Source organism: Micromonospora aridisoli (assembly GCF_056150025.1).
The window spans coordinates 31,060-50,120 of record NZ_JAXCFK010000006.1; the positions used below are offsets into that span (position 1 = coordinate 31,060).

Annotated in this window: 18 protein-coding genes; 11 read left to right on the forward strand and 7 right to left on the reverse strand. The window is 72.5% G+C overall.

The genetic code is table 11. The features are described 5' to 3' along the window. Window positions 1-17 precede the first annotated feature (17 nt). The 4 genes from SM447_RS14540 (at window position 18) to SM447_RS14555 (ending at window position 4,051) form a co-directional block, all read left to right on the forward strand. Window positions 18-413, forward strand: a complete 396-nt coding sequence (locus tag SM447_RS14540) for a hypothetical protein (RefSeq protein ID WP_474573320.1) — start codon at window positions 18-20, stop codon at window positions 411-413. Beyond that, window positions 413-2,836: a DUF4132 domain-containing protein gene (locus tag SM447_RS14545; RefSeq protein ID WP_474573321.1), complete on the forward strand. Its 2,424-nt coding sequence runs from the start codon at window positions 413-415 to the stop codon at window positions 2,834-2,836. The genes SM447_RS14540 and SM447_RS14545 overlap by 1 nt, the downstream gene beginning before the upstream one ends. A 52-nt stretch (window positions 2,837-2,888) precedes the next feature. Continuing rightward, window positions 2,889-3,341 (forward strand): DUF6153 family protein, encoded by a 453-nt coding sequence (locus SM447_RS14550; RefSeq protein WP_474573322.1) that lies wholly within the window; start codon window positions 2,889-2,891, stop codon window positions 3,339-3,341. Between the two features lie 80 nt (window positions 3,342-3,421). Further along, complete coding sequence (locus SM447_RS14555) at window positions 3,422-4,051, forward strand: DUF305 domain-containing protein (protein ID WP_474573592.1); 630 nt, start codon at window positions 3,422-3,424, stop codon at window positions 4,049-4,051. A 136-nt stretch (window positions 4,052-4,187) separates the two neighbouring features. Here the strand turns inward: SM447_RS14555 and SM447_RS14560 are convergent, their stop codons facing one another. From SM447_RS14560 to SM447_RS14570, 3 genes are all read right to left on the reverse strand, one after another. After that, window positions 4,188-4,979: a peptidase gene (locus SM447_RS14560; RefSeq protein ID WP_474573323.1), complete on the reverse strand. Its 792-nt coding sequence runs from the start codon at window positions 4,977-4,979 to the stop codon at window positions 4,188-4,190. A gap of 3 nt (window positions 4,980-4,982) precedes the next feature. Then, on the reverse strand, window positions 4,983-6,275 hold the full coding sequence (locus SM447_RS14565; RefSeq protein ID WP_474573324.1) for a VWA domain-containing protein: 1,293 nt from the start codon (window positions 6,273-6,275) through the stop codon (window positions 4,983-4,985). A 95-nt stretch (window positions 6,276-6,370) separates the two neighbouring features. After that, on the reverse strand, window positions 6,371-7,027 hold the full coding sequence (locus tag SM447_RS14570) for a 4'-phosphopantetheinyl transferase family protein (protein WP_474573325.1): 657 nt from the start codon (window positions 7,025-7,027) through the stop codon (window positions 6,371-6,373). A gap of 232 nt (window positions 7,028-7,259) precedes the next feature. Here SM447_RS14570 and SM447_RS14575 point away from each other — a divergent pair, with 232 nt between their 5' ends. Then, entirely contained in the window at window positions 7,260-7,565 is a 306-nt protein-coding gene (locus SM447_RS14575) for a hypothetical protein (protein ID WP_474573326.1), read from the forward strand. A 400-nt stretch (window positions 7,566-7,965) separates the two neighbouring features. Here SM447_RS14575 and SM447_RS14580 read toward each other — a convergent pair whose 3' ends face one another. Continuing rightward, a complete protein-coding gene (locus SM447_RS14580) occupies window positions 7,966-9,558 on the reverse strand; it encodes a dolichyl-phosphate-mannose--protein mannosyltransferase (protein WP_474573593.1) in 1,593 nt (530 codons plus the stop codon). A 162-nt stretch (window positions 9,559-9,720) separates the two neighbouring features. Here SM447_RS14580 and rsmI point away from each other — a divergent pair, with 162 nt between their 5' ends. After that, on the forward strand, window positions 9,721-10,590 hold the full coding sequence (rsmI, locus tag SM447_RS14585; RefSeq protein ID WP_474573327.1) for a 16S rRNA (cytidine(1402)-2'-O)-methyltransferase: 870 nt from the start codon (window positions 9,721-9,723) through the stop codon (window positions 10,588-10,590). 46 nt (window positions 10,591-10,636) lie between these two features. On the opposite strand, the gene SM447_RS14590 is transcribed toward rsmI, so the two are convergent. Then, window positions 10,637-11,587, reverse strand: a complete 951-nt coding sequence (locus SM447_RS14590; RefSeq protein ID WP_474573328.1) for a hypothetical protein — start codon at window positions 11,585-11,587, stop codon at window positions 10,637-10,639. A 150-nt stretch (window positions 11,588-11,737) separates the two neighbouring features. Here SM447_RS14590 and metG point away from each other — a divergent pair, with 150 nt between their 5' ends. After that, entirely contained in the window at window positions 11,738-13,540 is a 1,803-nt protein-coding gene (gene metG, locus SM447_RS14595; protein WP_474573329.1) for a methionine--tRNA ligase, read from the forward strand. A 111-nt stretch (window positions 13,541-13,651) separates the two neighbouring features. Here the strand turns inward: metG and SM447_RS14600 are convergent, their stop codons facing one another. Then, complete coding sequence (locus SM447_RS14600) at window positions 13,652-14,503, reverse strand: alpha/beta fold hydrolase (protein ID WP_474573330.1); 852 nt, start codon at window positions 14,501-14,503, stop codon at window positions 13,652-13,654. An 84-nt stretch (window positions 14,504-14,587) separates the two neighbouring features. After that, the gene (locus SM447_RS14605) at window positions 14,588-15,844 is read right to left on the reverse strand and encodes a hypothetical protein (RefSeq protein WP_474573331.1); all 1,257 of its coding nucleotides are present in this window, start codon (window positions 15,842-15,844) and stop codon (window positions 14,588-14,590) included. Window positions 15,845-15,933: 89 nt separating this feature from the next. Between SM447_RS14605 and SM447_RS14610 the strand changes: the two genes are divergently transcribed. The 4 genes from SM447_RS14610 to SM447_RS14625 all read left to right on the forward strand — a co-directional run bounded on the left by SM447_RS14610 (window position 15,934) and on the right by SM447_RS14625 (window position 19,019). Next, window positions 15,934-16,824, forward strand: coding sequence for a TatD family hydrolase (locus tag SM447_RS14610; RefSeq protein ID WP_474573332.1), 891 nt, complete (start codon window positions 15,934-15,936; stop codon window positions 16,822-16,824). Window positions 16,825-16,912: 88 nt separating this feature from the next. Further along, window positions 16,913-17,785 carry a 16S rRNA (adenine(1518)-N(6)/adenine(1519)-N(6))-dimethyltransferase RsmA gene (gene rsmA / locus SM447_RS14615; protein WP_474573333.1) on the forward strand — a complete coding sequence of 291 codons (873 nt, stop codon included), beginning with the start codon at window positions 16,913-16,915 and terminating at the stop codon, window positions 17,783-17,785. A 32-nt stretch (window positions 17,786-17,817) separates the two neighbouring features. Then, the gene (locus SM447_RS14620) at window positions 17,818-18,075 is read left to right on the forward strand and encodes a Uma2 family endonuclease (RefSeq protein WP_474573334.1); all 258 of its coding nucleotides are present in this window, start codon (window positions 17,818-17,820) and stop codon (window positions 18,073-18,075) included. Continuing rightward, window positions 18,072-19,019, forward strand: coding sequence for a 4-(cytidine 5'-diphospho)-2-C-methyl-D-erythritol kinase (locus SM447_RS14625; RefSeq protein ID WP_474573335.1), 948 nt, complete (start codon window positions 18,072-18,074; stop codon window positions 19,017-19,019). The genes SM447_RS14620 and SM447_RS14625 overlap by 4 nt, the downstream gene beginning before the upstream one ends. The last annotated feature ends 42 nt before the right edge of the window (window positions 19,020-19,061 follow it).

Below are 19,061 nucleotides of genomic sequence, written 5' to 3' on the forward strand. Positions count from 1 at the left end.
ACCTAGACTCCCCCGACATGGCGACGGTGACCTTTGTGGACGAGAGCACGGCCGGTGCCCGTACCCCCGCGTGGGCCCTGCAGATCTTCGAGGAGCGGCTGACGCTGCGCGAGCTGATCCGGCGGCGGATCCACCAGGAGGTGGCCGAGCACAACGCGGCCAGCCCGGAGCCACGCAGGCTGCTGGTGCAGCCCACCTCGACCGAGCGGGCCCTCAACGGGGACCGGGGCGAGCGCCCTCGCCGCCGCGTCGACCCGCAGCGGCAGATCGCCCTCGCCGAGGAGGCGTTCCGCCGCAACGGCTTCGTGGTGCTGGTCGACGACCGGCAGATCGAGGAGCTGGACGACGAGGTCGACCTGCGCCGCGACACCCAGGTCACCTTCCTCAAGCTCGTCCCGTTGGTCGGTGGCTGATGACCACCACCACCGACACCGTCTGGTATGCGACCCGCGCCCGCGACCTGGTCGCCGCGAACGATCTGGACGCCCTGGCAGCTCACCTCTACACGCACGCCCGCCTCTGCCGGGACGATCCGGAGGTACGCGCCGCGCTGCGCGCGCTGTCCCGTCCGGACGTGGCGCGTCTCGTGCAGGCCATGGCCACCCTGGTGCGGCAGGACCGGGTCCACACCTGGCCGCCGCGCGATCTGATCGGGCAGCTGGCCCGACGACTGCCCACCGAGCTGGCACCGGAGCAGCTTCAGGATTTCGCCGCGTTCGCCGTCGAGGAGCCGTACGCGTTGTCGCCGACGGCGCTGGAGACCGTGGCCCGGGGTCTGGCCGCCAGCGGCCCGATCTCCGCGGAGCTGATGGACGTGCTGGTCGACCGGTCCGACGAGAGTCAGCGGCTGCGACAGTTCGTCGTCGAACTGGCCGGGCCGCGTCTCGACCCGGCGGATGCCTGGGCCCGGCAGCTCCTCACCGAGCTGCCCACCCTGGATCCGGCATGGCGGCAGCTGTTCGCCCACGCCAGCACCGCCACCACGGCCCGCCCGACGGCCGGCTGGTCGACCACGGCGGCCCGGCTACTCGCCGAGGTCGACCTGAGCGAGGCCGGGCAGATCTTCGACCGGTGGCTGGCCACCGCCACCCGCACCCCGCCGGATCAGCCGAGTTCGGTGAACGCCGACCTGCTGCGCGGCCTGCTCTGGCTGGTCGAGCGGACCGGGCCGACGCCCGAGCAGGTACGCCGCATCGGCGGCCTGGTCGAAGCGATGCTGCGCCGTCTGCCCGGCGTCGGGCCGGCCTGCCCGAAGGTGGCCAACGCCGCGGTCGGGGTGCTCGGGCGACTCGACGGCGATCCGGCGCTGGCGCAACTCGCCCGCCTCTCGGCCCGGGTCACCTACAAGGGCACCCGCAAGGAGATCGACAAGGCGCTCGACGCGCGCGCCGCCGCCCTCGGCATCGGTCGCGACGAGATCGAGGAGCTGGCCGTACCGGACTACGGCCTGACCGGAGTGGGCCGGCACGAGGCGCTCCTCGGCGGCTGCCGGGCCGAGCTGTCGATCGTGTCCACCAGCGTCGTCCTGGACTGGTACACCGAGTCCGGCCGGCAGGTGAAGAGCGCGCCGGCGGTGGTACGCCGGGAGCATGCGGTGGAGCTGGCCGAGCTGAAGGGCCTGGTCAAGGAGATCACCAGCATGCTCGCCGCACAGGTGGCCCGGCTGGACCGGCTCTTCCTGGCCCAGCGCACCTGGAAGCTGGCTGACTGGCGGCAGCGCTACCTGGACCATCCTCTGGTCGGCGCGCTGGCCCGCCGGCTGCTCTGGCTGGTCGACGGGGTGCCCTGCGGTTGGGCCGACGACGCGCTGCGCACCGTGGACGACACCCCGGTCATCGCGGTCGCCGACGCCGAGGTCCGGATCTGGCACCCGATAGACCGGCCGGTGGCGGAGGTCGTCGGCTGGCGGCAGTGGTTGGAGCGGCGTGGGATCGTCCAGCCGTTCAAGCAGGCACATCGGGAGGTCTACCTGCTCACCCCGGCGGAGGAGGCCACCGCCACGTACTCCAACCGGTTCGCCGGGCACATCCTGCGCCAGCACCAGTTTCACGCCCTGGCCGCGGTCCGGGGCTGGATGGACCGGCTCCGGCTCATGGTCGACGACTCCTACCCGCCGACCTTCCGGGAGCTGCCCGGGTGGGGGCTGCGCGCCGAGTACTGGGTGGAGGGCATCGGCGACGAATGGGACACCGACACCACCGAAAGCGGATCGTATCTGCGGCTCGTCACCGACCAGGTGCGCTTCTACCCGATCGCCGCCGCGCAGAACTGGTCACATGCCTCCGGTGGTGGCTACTCGGCGGAGCGGTGGACGGACGCCCGGCCGGCCGACCCGCTGCCGCTCGACCGGGTTCCACCGCTGGTGTTCAGCGAGATCATGCGGGATGTCGACCTCTTCGTCGGGGTGGCCAGCGTCGGCAACGACCCGACCTGGTCGGACGGGGGACCGCAGGGACGCTTCCGGGACTACTGGTCGTCGTACAGCTTCGGGGAGCTGTCCGCGACCGCCGAGACCCGCCGGGAGCTGCTGACCCGGCTGCTGCCGCGGCTGGCGGTGGGGCAGCGGGCCCACATCGACGGCCGGTTCCTGGTGGTCCGGGGTGACCTGCGCACCTACCGGATCCACCTGGGCTCGGGCAACATCCTGATGAGCCCGAACGACGAGTACCTCTGCATCGTGCCGGAGCGTGGCGCGAGCCGGACGGGGGAGCAGCAGTTCCTGCCGTTCGAGGGGGACGGCATGCTCGCGGTCATTCTCAGCAAGGCGATCATGCTGGCGAAGGACACCGCGATCACCGATGCGTCGATCACCCGCCAGATCGGCTCCGCCGGTTAGCGGAGGCGCGGGATCGCGGTGCCGGTGCTCTGCCGCGCGATACCGTGATCGGGTGCGAGGCGAAGCGGCCACCACCGGGCGATGGCTCCGGTTCATGCTGCTGGCGTGCACCCTGTTCGGGCTGGCCGCGATGCACAGCCTGGGCCACGACCCGATCCTCGGGCACGCCGGGCACGCCGGACACGGCGGCCAGGCCGTGCACGGCGGCCAGGCCGCGCTGGCCGTGCCCATCGCCGTCGGCGACTGTCACGGCGACCGGTGTGTGGCACAGGCGGCGCCCACCACGGAGCAGCCGGGACCCGGGCACCTGTCGGGCTGGGCGGTCTGCCTGGCGATCGCCGCCGGCTTCGCATTCGCCGTCGTGCTCGCCGTCCGTCTCCTTCGGCGTACGCGGAGCCTGCTGCGACGGGACCGTCGGTGCGCCCGGGCCCGGGGCGGCCGCGCCCCGCCGGCGTTTCCCCTGATCGGCTTGACCACGGCCTCGGTGTCGGTGCTGCGGATATAGGAGCGACCGGCGCGCACCCCGAGCGGGTGACCGCGCCGACACGTTTCCGTCCACCGACTTGGAAAGGCCCTGTGACAACCATGAATCGCACCTACCCACGCCGCTTCCTCCGGTTCGGCGTGAGCCTCACCGTTGCGATCGGCCTCGCCGGCTGCGGCTCCGGCCACTCGCCCGGCACCGGCCACACCATGCCAGGCAACCCGTCGGCAAGCGCGATCAGCGGGGACTCCGCCACCAGCAACGCGGCCGACGTGATGTTCGCGCAGATGATGATTCCCCACCACGAGCAGGCGGTGGAGATGTCCGACCTGGCGGCAACCCGTGCCGCCGACCCGGAGGTGAAGCAGCTCGCCACGCAGATCAAGAATGCTCAGGCGCCGGAGATAGCCCAAATGCAGGGCTGGCTGACGCTGTGGGGGGCACCGATGCCGATGGCCGACGGTGACGGCCACGGGATGCCCGAGATGGACCACGAGATGCCGGGCATGATGTCCGAGGCCGACATGGCCCGGCTCGCGGCCGCCTCCGGCACCGAGTTCGACCGGCAGTTCCTCACCATGATGATCGCCCATCACGAGGGGGCCATCACGATGGGCGAGGAGGAGGCCGCTCAGGGTGCCAATCCGGATGCCAGAGCGCTGGCGCAGCGGATCGTCACCACGCAGCAGGCCGAGATCGACACCATGAAGAAGATCCTCGCCCGGCTGTGACGCCGTACCCGGTGCCCGGGCCTTGCGCCGCCCGGGCACCGGGTCGCGCCAAGGCCGAAGGGTCCCACTGTCGGTGGCGGCCCTAGGACCGCCGGCAGGTCGCGTCGGGCACCTCGGCGCGACCTGCCGGCGGGGCTCACCCGATGGTGGGGCGCCGGGTGAGGGCGAAGCCGACCACGCCCGCGACCGCGGCCAGCATCCCGCCGGCAGTGGTCCAGATCCAGCGGGAGCCGGCCTCGGGCAGCCAGCCGGTGAGGCTCAGCTTCCAGCCGTCGTCCTCGTCGTCCTGCGGGGCGGCCGTCGGTTCGGCGTCGAGGACGGTGCCGGCGTTGGTCGGTGGCACCAGCGCCGCCTCCAACGTGCCGTCGTCGGCGGAGACCCCAGCGTCGTCGATGGTGGAGACCAGTAGGTCCACGTCGATCGGCAGGCCGAGATCGGGCTCGGGGACGTCGACCACGGACAGCCGTACGTAGTACGTGCCGGGCAGTGGGTCGCCGGACCACGGCTCGGCCCACGGACGCACCCGCCGCAGGGTGCAGCCGATGCCGACGGTACGCGCCGAAGCGTCGGCGGTGGGCGTCTGCGCGCCCGCCGTGCACGCCTGCCGGCGGCGCAGCCCGTCGAAGACCTCGACCGACCAGATGGATCGGCCGCTACGGTTCTGCGCCAGCGTCACCGTCGCGGTGATCTCGTGGATCTCACCCGCGTCGGCCGCGAACGACCAGTAGAGGTACTCACCGGTCGAGGCGCCGACCCGGACGGGTTGCCCGGCGGCGACCGGAGTGGCGCTCAGGAACGAGGTGCCCGCCTTGGTGACGGTGGCGGCACCGGGGGAAGGGGTGGGGGTGGGCGCGGCCAGGGCCGTGCCAGGGGCCAGGGCGACACCGGCGGCGATCAACGCGGCAACGGTTGCCGAACGGGTGAGCATCTCTCAGTTCCTCCAGGTGGCTACCCACCAGCGGGTGAGCAGGCCGGCGACGAGCCCGGTGAGCAGACCGGCCAGGGTCAACAGGAGCAGCAGCACCCAGCCACGGCCCAGGTCCGGCCCGTTCGGGGCGGACGACGCGGCGACCACGTCGACGGTCAGTTCGACGGGCATGCCCGGATCGGCCGCGGTGCCCGCCCGGGGCGAGAACATGTTGCTGACCACCAGGCAGACGGTGGTGACGGCCGGTGCCGCGCTGGCCGCCGGAGTCGCCTCGGCTTCCTCGTCGCGCTCGGCGTCGTCCCCGGCCGACCAGCGCAGGCCGGCGGAGATCACATCGGTGCGCCCACTGCCGGCGTCCACGCCGCGGACGAGTTCCCGTCCGTCGGTCGCGGTGGCCCGCAGCAGTACGCCGTAGTCGGGATTGACGGGTCGGTCGAGCGCCACGCTGACCGAGGCCCGCAGCTCCTGTTCCGGTCGCACCGGCACCCGGTACCAGCGGTGCTCGGAGAAGGTCTCCCGGTCGGTGTACACGCCGGGCGAGAGCAGCGGCGCGCCCTGGCAGGCCTCCGCCCCGTCGACCTTCGCCGGGGTGGTGGCGTACGTGTCGCGGGCCCGGTCCACCAGTTGCTTCAGCCGGTCGGTCAGATCCTCGGCGCTCTGCGCGGCGGTGTAGGTGCCGCCGGTGGCTGCGGCGATGCAGAGCAACTGCCGGCGTACCTTCTCGTCCGGCGCGAGGCCGAGGGTGTCGACCACCAGGGTGGTGCCCTGGGCGGCCAGTTCCCGGGCCACCTGACAGGGGTCTGGCGGGGCGCAGGTGTCCTCGCCGTCGGTGATCAGCACGATCCGTCGGGCGGTGGTGCCGGTCCCGAGGTCCTTGGCAGCTTCGCGCAGGGCGAGCCCGACCGGGGTGAAGCCGGTCGGGCGCAGTGTCGCCACGGCCGCCTTGGCCTTCGCCCGGTCGACCGGGCCGACCGGCACGATCTGCTGGGTGTCCAGGCACCCCTGCTGCTTGTCCTTGCCCCGGTAGGTGGCGCCCAGTACCCGGATGCCCAGCTGTGTCTCGTCGGGCAGGGCGTCCACCACCTCGCCGAACGCCTGCTGGGCGACGGAGATCCGGCTGCGCCCGTCGATGTCGGTGGCCCGCATCGAGCCGCTCACGTCCAGCACCAGCTGGACCCGCGGTGGCTCGGCGGAAGGTTCCGCCCGGTCGTCGGCGAGTGCCGGCACCGGGCCGGCCAGCGTGGTCGCCGTCAGCAGCCCGAGGAGGACGGCTGACGACCATCTCTTGTTGATCACCGGGCGGAGTGTAGCCGCGTCCACAGGGGACGGAGATTGCGGTCACCGTGACTCGGTCCGGCCGCGCCGGCCGAGGTGAACTCCCGGTGTCGCGGCTACCGGGCGGGGAGCGCGGCGGCGGTGCGTACGATCTCGGCCTCGACCGTGAAACGGCCGGCGACCTGCGCGGGCGCGTGGTCGGTGGGTGCGTCGGCGACCCGGGCGGGTGAGATCCGCGCGGTGAAGGTGCCGGCGTCGGGGTCGAGGTGCACCAGCGCGTCATGGAAGTCGAGCCAACTCCCGACGGTCGGATGCCACACCTTGTAGACGGTCTCCTTCGCACTGAAGATCACCGCTGGCCAGGAGATGCCCGGCGGCAACCGCCGGACCTGTTCCTCCTCCTCGGGCAGGCAGATCAGCCGGCGTACCCCCGCGCTGAGTTCGCGGTGCTGCTCGGCGTCCATGCCGACCGCCCGGAACTCGTCGCTACGCGCGACCGCTGCGGCACAGTAGCCACGGGTGTGCGTGATGGTGCCGACCGTTCCCGCCGGCCAGACCGGCGAGCGGTCGGCGGCGGCCGGTACGGCGACCGGTGGCAGTCCGAGCGCGGCCATCGCACGCCGAGCGCAGACCCGCCCGGCGGTGAAGTCGCGGCGGCGACTGTCCACCGCGCGCTCCCCGAGACAGGCCGCTTCGACGGCGTGCAGCCGACCGGACCAGTCGTCTGGACCCGCCACGGCCACCGCGACGGCGGGCGGAAGCAGATCACGCACCGGCGAATCCGGCATAGTGCTTTCGGCCACCGGTACCGGTCCAGGTGACCGGCGACGATGAGCGCTTCCGGTTGATGCAATGCCTACGGCGGGTGGCGACGGCCATGGTTGGTCAACGTACCGCAACGGTGTAACGCCAGAGCGTCCCCGGACGCTTTATGGGCGCATGGGCATGTTCGACCGGCGGTGGGTGGCACGCCCGCCGTCCCCGGTGGAGGCGGAAGGGAGCGCGATGACGGGTGTTACGGATCGCTCGGGTGTCACGGTGGCGGAGGCGGACGGGACCGCGCCGTCCGCGCGGACGGGTGAGCACGCCCCGGTGACCCCCGAATGGACGTGTGGCACCTGTGGCGCCGAATGGCCCTGCGAACCCAAACGCGAGCAGCTGCTGGCCGAGTACGGCGTGGACCGGGCGATGCTCAGCGTCTACCTTGGCTCCTGCCTCGCCGCGGCCGTCGAGGATCTGCACGTCGCCGGCTCGACGTCGTTGCAGGATCGTTTCTTCGGTTGGCTGCCACCTCGCCAGAAGCGGTCGTGAGGCTGGGCCGGGGCGACCGTCCAGTTTGGACCGGACCGCGGATGCGAGTCGATGTCTTCAGGTGCTGAGGGGCTGGCCGGAACGGTTCAGCCGAGCGGCGGTCGGTGGCTGATGGGCGGCGCAGAGTCCGCGTGGCGTCACTCAGCGGTAACAACCGCCCGGTTCTGCTGTCGCATTCGGCATACGTCGGAAATCTGACTTGCGCCGCCCCGTTGTGCCCCCGGTCGTGGGTGGTTAAGCTGCTGGTGCGCGCCCCAATCGCCCGCTTCCCCCGTGGCAGGCGATCGGGGCGCGTCCTAATCTCCAACGAAGGGCCCGTACGCCTCGGCGTACGGGCCCTTCGTGATCTCGGAGCCTGATCGAGGAGGCCCGCCCGCAGCGGGCCTCCTCGATCACGCGTTCAGATCCAGCGGCCGTCCAGCCACATCCGTGCCGACCAGTCCTCGTACGGCAGCGTCCAGCCCACGAAGATCGGATAGAAGTACGCGAAGCAGAGGACGACCAGCACGACGTACGCGCCGGCTATCACGCCACCGACCAGCCGACGGTCCCGGCTCGCCTCCTCGTCGGGGCCGGTCACCGCCAGGGTGCCGCTCGGTCCCGCCGGTGAGGCGATGGCACCCAGCACGTAGACCACGGCGAGGACCAGGAACGGCAGCGCGGGCGCGGCGTAGAAGGAGAACATCGTCCGGCCGTCGACGGCGAACCAGAACCAGGGCAGCAGCCCGGCCGCCACGGTGAGCAGGATCGCGCCGGCCCGCCAGTCCCGCCGGGCCAGGCCGAGCCATACCAGCGCGACCAGTGCGGGCAGGAACGACCACCACAGCAGCGGGGTGCCCAGCAGCAGCACCTCCTCGGCGCAGGTCGGCGCCCCGCAGGGGCCGTCACCGGTCCAGTGGAACGCCACCGGCCGGCCCAGCAGCAGCCACTGCCACGGCCACGACTGGTACTTGTGCGGATCGTCGAGCTGGTTGTGGAAGCCGAGGGCGGCCTGGTGGTACTGCACCAGGTTCCACAGCGGGCCGACGAGGGGTGCGTCGCTGAGCCCGGCGTCCGGGTACCGCTCGGCGAGCCGGTAGTAGCCCTCCTGGCCGAACAGCCAGCCCGACCACGTCGCGACGTAGGTGACAGCCATCAGCAGGCCGGCGAGCACCATCCAGGGCACGCCGTCGAGCAGGGTGTCCCGCCACGGCCGCGGCACCCCGGCCGAACGCCGGGCGCCGACGTCCCAGAGGAGCATCAGCAGCGCGAAGACGGGTACGAAGAACAGCGCGCTCCACTTCACCGCTAAGGCGCAGCCGAGCAGCACTCCGGTCGCCAGTCGCCACCAGGGCCAGTTCCGCCAGCCGCCGGGTGGACGACCGACGCGCCCCCGGGCGGTCGGGTCCAGCCCGGAGTCCAGTGCCCGCGCCCAGCGACGGCGGGTGGCGTCCCGGTCCAGCACCAGCGCGCCGAAGGCGGCCAACACGAAGAAGAGCAGGAAGATGTCGAGCAGCGCGGTGCGGGAGAGCACCAGGTGGAACCCGTCGACCGCGAGCAGCAGGCCGGCGGCGCAGCCGAGCACCGTGGAGCGGAACATCCGGCGGCCGATGCGGACCAGCAACAGCACCGACAGGGTGCCGAGCAGCGCCGCCGAGAAACGCCAACCGAACTCCGGCGCGGTGGTGAACAGGTGGCCGGGCACCGAGATGCCGTGCTCGGCGTCGGCGTAGCCGAAGGCCCACTCACCGAAACCGATCAACCACTTGCCCAGCGGCGGGTGGACCACGTACGACGGACCGCCGTTCGAGTAGTTCCACTCCACACCCTTGTCGAGCAGCCCCCAGGCATCCCGGGCGTAGTAGATCTCATCGAAGATCTTCCCAGGAGGATGGCTGAGATTGGCGAACCGCAGTACCGCCGCGATGACCACCACCACCGCTGTGGCCAGCCAGGACCGGGCGTCCAGCCCGGCCTCCACGGTGGCCAGCCGACGGCGGATCGCGGCCGGCACACCACCGGGTGCCGGGTCGGTTGGAGAGTCCGGTGTCCCCCTCGGCTCCGGCGGCTGGTCCGGGCTCGCGCTCTGTGCTGTCGACGCACTCGTCACCCGGCGATCGTAGGCTGCGGAGGGGGTCGCTGGGGTCTGTCGTCCCCGTATCCGGTACGTCCATCGATGAAGGAGTGCGCACCAGTGGGTGAAATGTCCGAAACGGGCCGCCTGATACTGCTCGGTGCGCCGCTCGGCAACCCCGCCGACGCCTCCACCCGGCTGCGGGACGTGCTCGCCACCGCCGACGTGGTCGCCGCCGAGGACACCCGCCGGCTGAGCCGGCTCGCCCGCGACCTCGACGTGACCGTCCCCGGTCGGATCGTCTCCTACTTCGAGGGCAACGAGGAGCGGCGTACCCCGGAACTGGTCGAGGTGCTCACCGCGGGGTACGTCGTCGCGCTGGTCACCGACGGCGGGATGCCCAGCGTCTCCGACCCCGGCTACCGACTGGTCCGGGCCGCCCTGGACGCCGGGGTGCCGGTCACCGCCGCGCCCGGACCCAGTGCCGTCACCACCGCCCTCGCCCTGTCCGGGTTGCCCTGCGACCGGTTCTGTTTCGAGGGGTTCCTGCCGCGTGGGCCCGGCGCCCGCCGGGCCCGGCTGCGGGCACTGGCCGCCGAGGAGCGCACCCTGGTCCTCTTCGAGGCGCCGCACCGGGTCGCCGCCGCGCTGACCGATCTGGCCGACGCGTTCGGCGCCGACCGGCCTGCCGCGCTCTGCCGCGAGCTGACCAAGACCTACGAGGAGGTGCTGCGCCGCCCCCTCGGTGAGCTGGCCCGGTGGGCCGCGGACGGCGACCCGCGTGGCGAGATCACTCTCGTCGTGGCCGGTGCCCCCGCCGCGCCGACCGTCCGCCCCGACGACGACGCGTTGCGCGCCGAGGTGGCCGAGCGGGAAGCGGCGGGACGCAGCCGCCGGGACGCGATCACCGACGTGGCGACCACGTACGGGCTGCGCCGCCGCGACGTCTACGCGATCGTGCACCGACCGTGAGCTGCCCGGCGTCACCAGCCTGAGCTGCCCTCGACGTCCCCAGGTGTCACCAGGCGGCGACCAGGAAGCCGACGGTGGTCAGCAACGGGCCGGCCAGCGAGGCGGCCACCGCCAAACGCCGCTCGCCCCGGTCGGCCAGCCGGGTCGCACCGGTCCAGCGGGCGATGCCCACCGCACAGCCCAGCACCCCGAGCAGACCGAGCAGCCAGCGCAACTGGGCGCCCACCCCTCGGTCGGCGTACGCGACGTGGCCGTCCGCGCCGGTCACCCTCGCGGGCAGGGCCGAACCCGGCACCGCGCGGTCCCCGGGCACCCCGCTGACCCGTACGCCATGGGTCCGGAACTCCTCGTCCGCCGCGGTGAAGATGCCCCGGCACCGCTGGGTCAGGCCGTCGCCGGTGCACCTGGTGACGACCACCGTCCCGGAGGTCGCGTGCCCGACGGCGAGCCAGAGCGGGCCGGCGCTGACCCAGGCGAAGAAGGCTGCCGCCAGGCTCAACCCGACCATCACCGACAGGCCCGCCAGAGGATCCGGCGGATGGTTGCTCCGTTCCCGGTGCCGGCGCACCGGCCGGATCCGGCGCCACCACGGATCGCCCTCGCCGGTCGCCTCCGGTCGCACCGGCGTGCCGTCCCAGTGCACCTCCTCGATCGGTGCCCAGAAGGTGTCCTCGTCCGGCGTACCGTCGTCGCGGGACCGGCCCCGGCGGCCCCGGCGGCCGGCCGGCCGGACCGGGACCCGCCGTGGCAGCGTGTCCGCCGGCGCGCCGGTGGTCGGCTCCACCTCGACGTCGGCGCGCCGCAACTCGACGGTGGCGGGATCGGCCCGTTCCGGCCCGGCCGCGTCGCCCTCGCCGTCCGGTGCGACCGAGGGCACCGCGCGGGGTTGTGGGGCCACCACCTGGGTACGCGGCGGCGCGGTGGGGTCCGGCGCGGCGTCGATGGGAAGGCCGTCGGAGTGCTCTCGGGCCGCTCGGCTGCCAGTCACGCGTTTCATTGGACACCGGTGAGGGAGGCTGATCGGGCAGCTCAGGCAGCGTGTCGGCGACATTTCGGACCAGCTGTCGGCGGTGGCCGGACCGCCACGTCGACCAGGGGACCCTATTGGTTCGCGGGCACCGCGCGAGGGTCACTAGGCTTTCTGTCCATGAGTCACGTTCTCGCGGCGGTGGCCTGGCCGTACGCCAACGGCCCGCGCCACATCGGCCACGTCTCCGGTTTCGGCGTTCCCTCCGACGTCTTCGCCCGGTACATGCGGATGGCCGGCCACGACGTGCTCATGGTCTCCGGCACCGACGAGCACGGCACCCCGATCCAGGTGCAGGCCGACGCCGAGGGTCTGAAGCCGCGTGAGCTGGCCGACCGGTACAACCGGGTGATCGTGGAGGACCTGCACAGCCTCGGCCTCTCCTACGACCTGTTCACCCGCACCACCACCGGCAACCACTACGCGGTGGTGCAGCAGCTGTTCGAGGGGATGCACCGCAACGGCTACATCGTGCCGAAGACCACCATGGGCGCCATCTCGCCGTCGACCGGCCGGACCCTGCCCGACCGGTACATCGAGGGCACCTGCCCGATCTGCGGGTACGACAGCGCCCGGGGAGACCAGTGCGACAACTGCGGCAACCAGCTCGACCCGATCGACCTGATCAACCCACGGTCGAAAATCAACGGAGAGACGCCGGAGTTCGTCGAGACCGAGCACTTCTTCCTCGACCTGCCCGCCCTGGCCGACGTCCTGCGCCAGTGGCTGGACACCCGGGAAGGCTGGCGGCCCAACGTGCTGCGCTTCTCGCGGAACCTGCTGGACGACCTGCACCCCCGGGCCATCACCCGTGACCTGGAGTGGGGGGTGCCGATCCCGCTCGACGGCTGGCGTGAACGCACCGACAAGCGGATCTACGTGTGGTTCGACGCCGTCATCGGCTACCTGTCCGCGTCCATCGAGTGGGCCCGCCGCTCCGGCGACCCGGAAGCCTGGCGCAGGTGGTGGTCCACCGACGGCGCGGGTAAGGACGCCCAGGCCTACTACTTCATGGGCAAGGACAACATCGTCTTCCACTCGGTGATCTGGCCCGCGCTGCTCGCCGGCTACTCCGGTGAGGGCGACCGGGGTGGCGAGCCGGGCCAGCTCGGACGGCTCAACCTGCCCACCGAGGTGGTGTCCAGCGAGTTCCTGACCATGGAGGGACGCAAGTTCTCCTCCTCCCGCCGGGTGGTCATCTACGTCCGGGACTTCCTCGAACGGTACGACGCCGACGCGTTGCGCTACTTCATCGCGGTCGCCGGCCCGGAGAACAACGACACCGACTTCACCTGGGCCGAGTTCCTGCGCCGCAACAACGACGAGTTGGTCGCCGGCTGGGGCAACCTGGTCAACCGCTCCGTCTCCATGGCGGCGAAGAACTTCGGTGAGATCCCGCCGATCGGCCCGGACGGGCTGACCGAGGCCGACGAGGCGCTGCTGGCCGTCGCCCGCGCCGGGTTCGCCACGGTCGGCGACCTGATCGCCAAGCACCGGCAGAAGCAGGCCATCGGTGAGGCGATGAAGGTGGTCGCCGAGGCCAACAAGTACCTCTCCGAGCAGGCGCCGTGGAAGCTCAAGGACGCCGCGGACAAGCCCCGGATGGGCACCATCCTGCACGTCGCCCTCCAGGTGGTCAGCGACGCCAACACGCTGCTCACCCCGTTCCTGCCGCACTCCGCACAGAAGATCCACGAGCTGCTCGGCGGCACCGGGGTGCACGCCCCGATGCCGGTGATCGAGGAGGTCGCCGACCTCGACGCGGGGCCCGCCTACCCGGTGCTGACCGGGGACTACACCCAGGGCGCACGGTGGGAGTCGGTGCCGCTCGCGGTGGGCCGGGCGCTCGCGCCGCCCAAGCCGGTGTTCCGCAAGCTGGACCCCTCGATCGTGGACGAGGAACTGGCCCGGCTGGAGAGCTGACGCCGCGTCACCATGGACGGGCGCGACCCGGTCTGGGTCGCGCCCGTCGCGTGACCGGGGGCTCTTCTCTGGTGATCCGCGCGGCTGGCCGGTGGCCGCTGGCCGCACGGGTCAGGCGCGGGCCATGGCCGGCGAGCCGATGAACTCCATGATCGCCTGGTTGACCTCGTTGGCGTTGGTCCAAGGGGTGCCGTGCGGGGCGCCCTTGAGGGTTACCAGCCGGCTGTCGGCGAGCATCGGCTGCAACCGCTGACCGGTCTTCGGGTACGGCAGCACGTTGTCCTTGTCGCCCTGCACGATCAGCACCGGCACGTCGATCCGCGACACGTCGGCCCGGAAGTCGGTGCCCCAGGCGTCCACACAGTCGTACGTGCCCTTGGCGGAGGCCAATGCCCCGATGTTCCAGTGCGCCCGGTATGCCTCCTCGCTGACCAGCTTCCCCCGGTTCTCGTCGTAGTTGAAGAAGGTGTCGCAGAACTGGGTGAGGTAGGCGAACCGATCCTGCGCGATGGCCTGCTTGAAGCCCTCGAAGATGCTGGCCTCGACCCCCTCCGGGTTGTCCGGCGCCTGCCGCAGATAGGGCGCCAGCGGAGCCAGCAGCACCGCCCGGTCCACCCGCTCCGAGCCGTACGCGCCCAGGTAACGGGTCACCTCGCCGGTACCCATCGAGTGGCCGACCAGGATCGCGTTGCGCAGATCCAGCTCGGTCATCAGCACGTCGAGGTCGGCCGCGAACGTGTCGTAGTCGTACCCGAACGTCGGCTGCGCCGAGTTGCCGAAACCACGCCGGTCGTACGTGATCACCCGGTACCCGGCCTCCAGCAGCGGTCCGGAGACCTTCTCCCAGGTGGCCCCGTTGAAGGGGAAGCCGTGAATCAGCACGATCGGCTGGCCCGAGCCATGGTCCTCGTAGTACAGGTCGATGGGCGCGGAGTTCTCCGTGCCGACGGTGATGAAGGGCATTTCGTCCTCCTGTCGAGGGTCGGAGACCGAGCCTTCCCCGACGGGCATCCGATATTCCTGCGCCCGTTCCGACGCCAACCCAGGTCAGAGGAGATACGGGTGGTCCACCACCTGGTCGTCGGTGACCTCACCACCCGGCGCCCACGTCTCGTAGACGCCCCGTTCGTGGCACTGTGCCCCGGTGGCGGCCACCGAGTCCGGATCCGGGCGTCGCAGCCGCAACCGCAGCCAGCCCGCCTCCTCGCGCAGCACCAGACACGGCACCCCCCGCCAGGCCGCCAGGCGCAACCGTCGGCCGACCCCGTCGACCGGGTACCGGGCGGCCCGGGTCAGCGCCAGCACCCGGAAGCCACCGGGCAGATCGGCGACCGCCTCGTACTCCGCGCCCGCGTACGTGCCCACCAACCGGGTCGAGCGCGGAGCCTCCCCGGTCGGCACGTACTCCTGATCCGGCGACAGGCCCGGCACCGCGGCGAGCAGGTGCCGCCACTGCGGTCCCACCATCCGCAGCCAACCCCGCTGCTCAGCCTGGTAGGCGTACAGCACCACCTCCAGGCCCTCCGCCGGATAGGCCAGCAGCGTCGCGTTCGCCGGCATCGGCAGGTCGGCGAAGTCCCGGGTGACGAACTCGGGAATCAGATGGTGGTTGCTCGGCGTGAAGCCGGTACCCAGCACCGCCGGCCCCAACCGGTCCCGGGCACCCAGCGCCGACAGACCGCGGTACGCCGCACCGGCCGGCACGTCGTAGTCGCCCGGGTCGGCGGCGCGCCACCGCAGCGCGTACGTCACGTCCGCACCGTCCCGGCCATCGCCGCCGTCGGTACGCAGCACACTGGTGGTCGTCGGGGTACGTAGATGCGCCACGTCGTGTTCCCGGTAGCAGAAGCCGTGCGGCAGCCAGCCCCGCACGTACCCGGCGAGCTGCCGGGCGGAGAGGATCTTCAGCATCCGGGTGCCCCGTCGTACGCCGGCCGACGCGCGTACCGCGGTGATCAGCGGGTCGTCCGCGGCGACCGGCTGCTGGGCGAGCCGGTGCACCTCCGACCAGCCCCGCTCGCGGTGCAACGGCACCAGCAGTGGCGACTCCGGATCCTCGGCCTGCTCGGTGGCCCCGTACACGGCGGTGACCTCGGTGACGTGCACGAACCGCCGCCACGGCAGTGCCGAGTTCGGCCGGGGCGACCACTCGAAGCCGGTCGCCTCGTCGGCGCTGAACAGTTCGTACGCCGCCCCTCGGGCGATCTCCTCCGCCGGATAGACCGCGCCGCCGAACGCCACCCGCAGACCGGTCCGCTCCGACGCCGTACCGCCGGCCGAGGAAAGCTCGCTTCGCGCGTCCACTCCGCGACGGTAGGGGTGCGCGGCGTAGTCGAGGTGAACTCCGGGTGGCGCCCGGGTGGACTCGTCGCGTGTGTGATCCTGTCGAGGAGATGAGCGAGCCGACGAAGTCCCGAAGCCAGCGCGCGGCCCGCCGCGCCGGAGAGTTCCCACCCGCCCCCGAGCCGCTGCCCCTACCGGTACTGGACAGCCACACCCACCTCGACATCACGGTCAACGAGGCCGGTGTGCCCGGCGACGGCGACGGCGCCGACCCGGTCGCGGCGGCCATCGACGTCGCGGCCGCCGTGGGCGTCGACCGGCTGGTGCAGGTCGGTGTCGACGTCGCCTCCTCCCGCTGGGGCGCCGAACTGGCCGGCAGACACCCGGCGGTGGTGGCCACCGTCGCGCTGCACCCCAACGAGGCGCCCCGGCTGGCCGACCTCGACGGGGCGCTGCGCGAGATCGAGGCACTGGCGGGCCAGGACCGGGTCCGCGGAGTCGGCGAGACCGGGATGGACCGCTACCGCACCGGCGACGAGGGCCGCGCCGCGCAGGAGGAGAGCTTCCGCGCCCACATCGCCATCGCCAAGCGGTACCGCAGGACCCTGGTCATCCACGACCGGGACGCGCACGCCGACGTGCTGCGCATCCTCGACGACGAAGGCGCGCCGGACACGGTGGTGATGCACTGCTTCTCCGGAGACGCCGAGTTCGCCGCCGAGTGCGTCCGCCGGGGATTCCTGCTCAGCTTCGCCGGCACCGTCACCTTCGCCAGCGCCGGGGCACTGCGCGAGGCCGCCGCGTTGACCCCGCTCGACCAGATCCTGGTGGAGACCGACGCGCCCTACCTCACCCCGGTCCCGCACCGCGGGCGACCCAACGCGTCGTACCTGATCCCGCTTACCGTCCGGGCCCTCGCCACGACCACCGGCCACGACCTCGACGAGCTGTGCGCCGCCATCTCCGCCACCGGCGACCGGGCCTTCGGGCCGTGGCGCTGACCAAGCTCACGGCGACGTTAAAAGGGGGCCCTTCCTATACGCCAGGCGTTATCAGGGGGCCCTTCCTTGCACCGTAGGCTGTCGGGTTATGGCCGCAGACCTGCTCGGCCCGGCGGAGATCCGGGACCTCGCCGCCCGGCTCGGCGTCGCGCCCACCAAGAAGCTCGGCCAGAACTTCGTGCACGACCCGAACACCGTCCGCCGGATCGTCACCACCGCCGGGCTCACCCCCGACGACGTGGCACTCGAGGTCGGCCCCGGGCTGGGCTCGCTCACCCTGGCCCTGCTCCCCGTCGCCGCCCACGTGCACGCCGTCGAGATCGACTCCACGCTGGCCGGGGCGCTCGCCGACACCGCCGCCCGACACGCCGGTGCCGACGCCACCCGGCTCACCGTGCACCACGCCGACGCCCTCCGGATCACCGCCGCCGACCTGGCCGACCCGGCACCCACCGCGCTGGTGGCGAACCTGCCCTACAACGTCGCCGTACCCGTGGTGCTGCACCTGCTCGCCGAACTGCCCAGCCTCCGGCACGGGCTGGTCATGGTGCAGAAGGAGGTCGCCGACCGGCTCGTCGCCGGTCCCGGCTCCAAGGTGTACGGCGTGCCGTCGGTCAAGCTCGCCTGGCACGCCCGCGCCCGCGCCGCCGGGAAGGTGCCACCGAACGTGTTCTGGCCGGTGCCCAACGTCGACTCCGGCCTGGTGGCCTTCACCCGCCGCGAACCGCCCCGCCCCGACGTCCCCCGCGCACAGGTCTTCTCGGTGGTGGACGCGGCCTTCGCCCAGCGACGCAAGACGCTGCGCGCCGCCCTGGCCGGCTGGGCCGGCGGCGCCGACCGGGCCGCCGAAGCGCTCACCGCCGCCGGAATCGACCCCGGCGCGCGCGGGGAGTCACTCACCGTCGAGCAGTTCGCCGCCGTGGCCGCGTCGGCCCCGAGCCGTACGCGGGCAGCGCAGTAGGCTGAGGCCGTGTCCGCCGAGGAGGTGTACCAGTGACCGCACAGCCGATCGACCCCGACGGGTCCGGCATGTGGGGGCCCGGCACCCGACGCGAGGACCGGTTGGAGAAGCCCGCCGACTACGCCGACGCCGGTATCCCGCACGACTGGCGGATCGAGCAGAATCCCGTGCACGTGTACGCGTACGACCTCGTCGACGGCCGGTACGAGCTGGCCGCCGACCCCGCCGAGGAGCTGATCGTGACCAAGCCGTTCGACGTGCGGTTGCCCGTCCGGGACATCACCCCGTGACCGAGGCCTGGCGTCCCGACGACGACGAGCCGCGCGGGGCCAGCGGCCCGGTCCGGGTACGGGTGCCCGCCAAGGTCAACCTGCACCTGGGCGTCGGCCCGCTGCGCCGGGACGGCTACCACGAGCTGAACACCGTCTACCACGCGATCTCGATCTACGACGAGCTGACCGCGCGGCGCGGCGACACGCTGACCCTCACCATGGAGGGCGAGGGCACCGGCGAACTCGCCCTCGACGACTCGAACCTGATCATCCGGGCCGCCCACGCCCTCGCCGGGTACGCCGGCGTGATGCCGCACGCCCGCCTGCACCTGCGCAAGCAGATCCCGTTGGCCGGTGGACTGGCCGGCGGCAGCGCCGACGCCGCCGCCGCGCTGGTCGCCTGCGACGCGCTGTGGGGCACCGGCCTGTCCCGCGACGAGCTGGCCGGCATCGCCGCCGACCTCGGGTCGGACGTGCCCTTCCTGATCCACGGCGGCACCGCGCTGGGCACCGGCCGGGGCGAGGCGGTCAGCCCGGTGCTGGCCCGCCCCACCTCCTGGCACTGGGTGGTCGCCATCGCCGACGGTGGCCTGTCCACCCCGCAGGCGTACCGGGAACTCGACCGGCTACGCGAGACCGGAGCCGCCGGACCGCCCCTGGGCAGCACCGACGGTCTGCTCGCCGCGCTGCGGCAACGCGACCCCCGGGTGCTCGCCGCCACCCTCGGCAACGACCTCCAGGACGCCGCCCTGGCGATGCGGCCGTCGCTGGCGACCACCCTGAAGGCCGGCGAGGCGGCCGGTGCACTGGCTGGCATCGTCTCCGGCTCGGGACCCACCTGCGTGTTCCTCGCCGCCGACGCCGCCGACGCCGAACGCGTCGCCGCCGAACTGGAGGCCGCCGGGGTGTGCCGGCAGGCCCGCACCGCCCACGGTCCGGTGCACGGCGCGCGGATCACCTGAGGGCCTGCCCGGCCCCGGCCACCGCGCGTCGCCTCCGCGTAC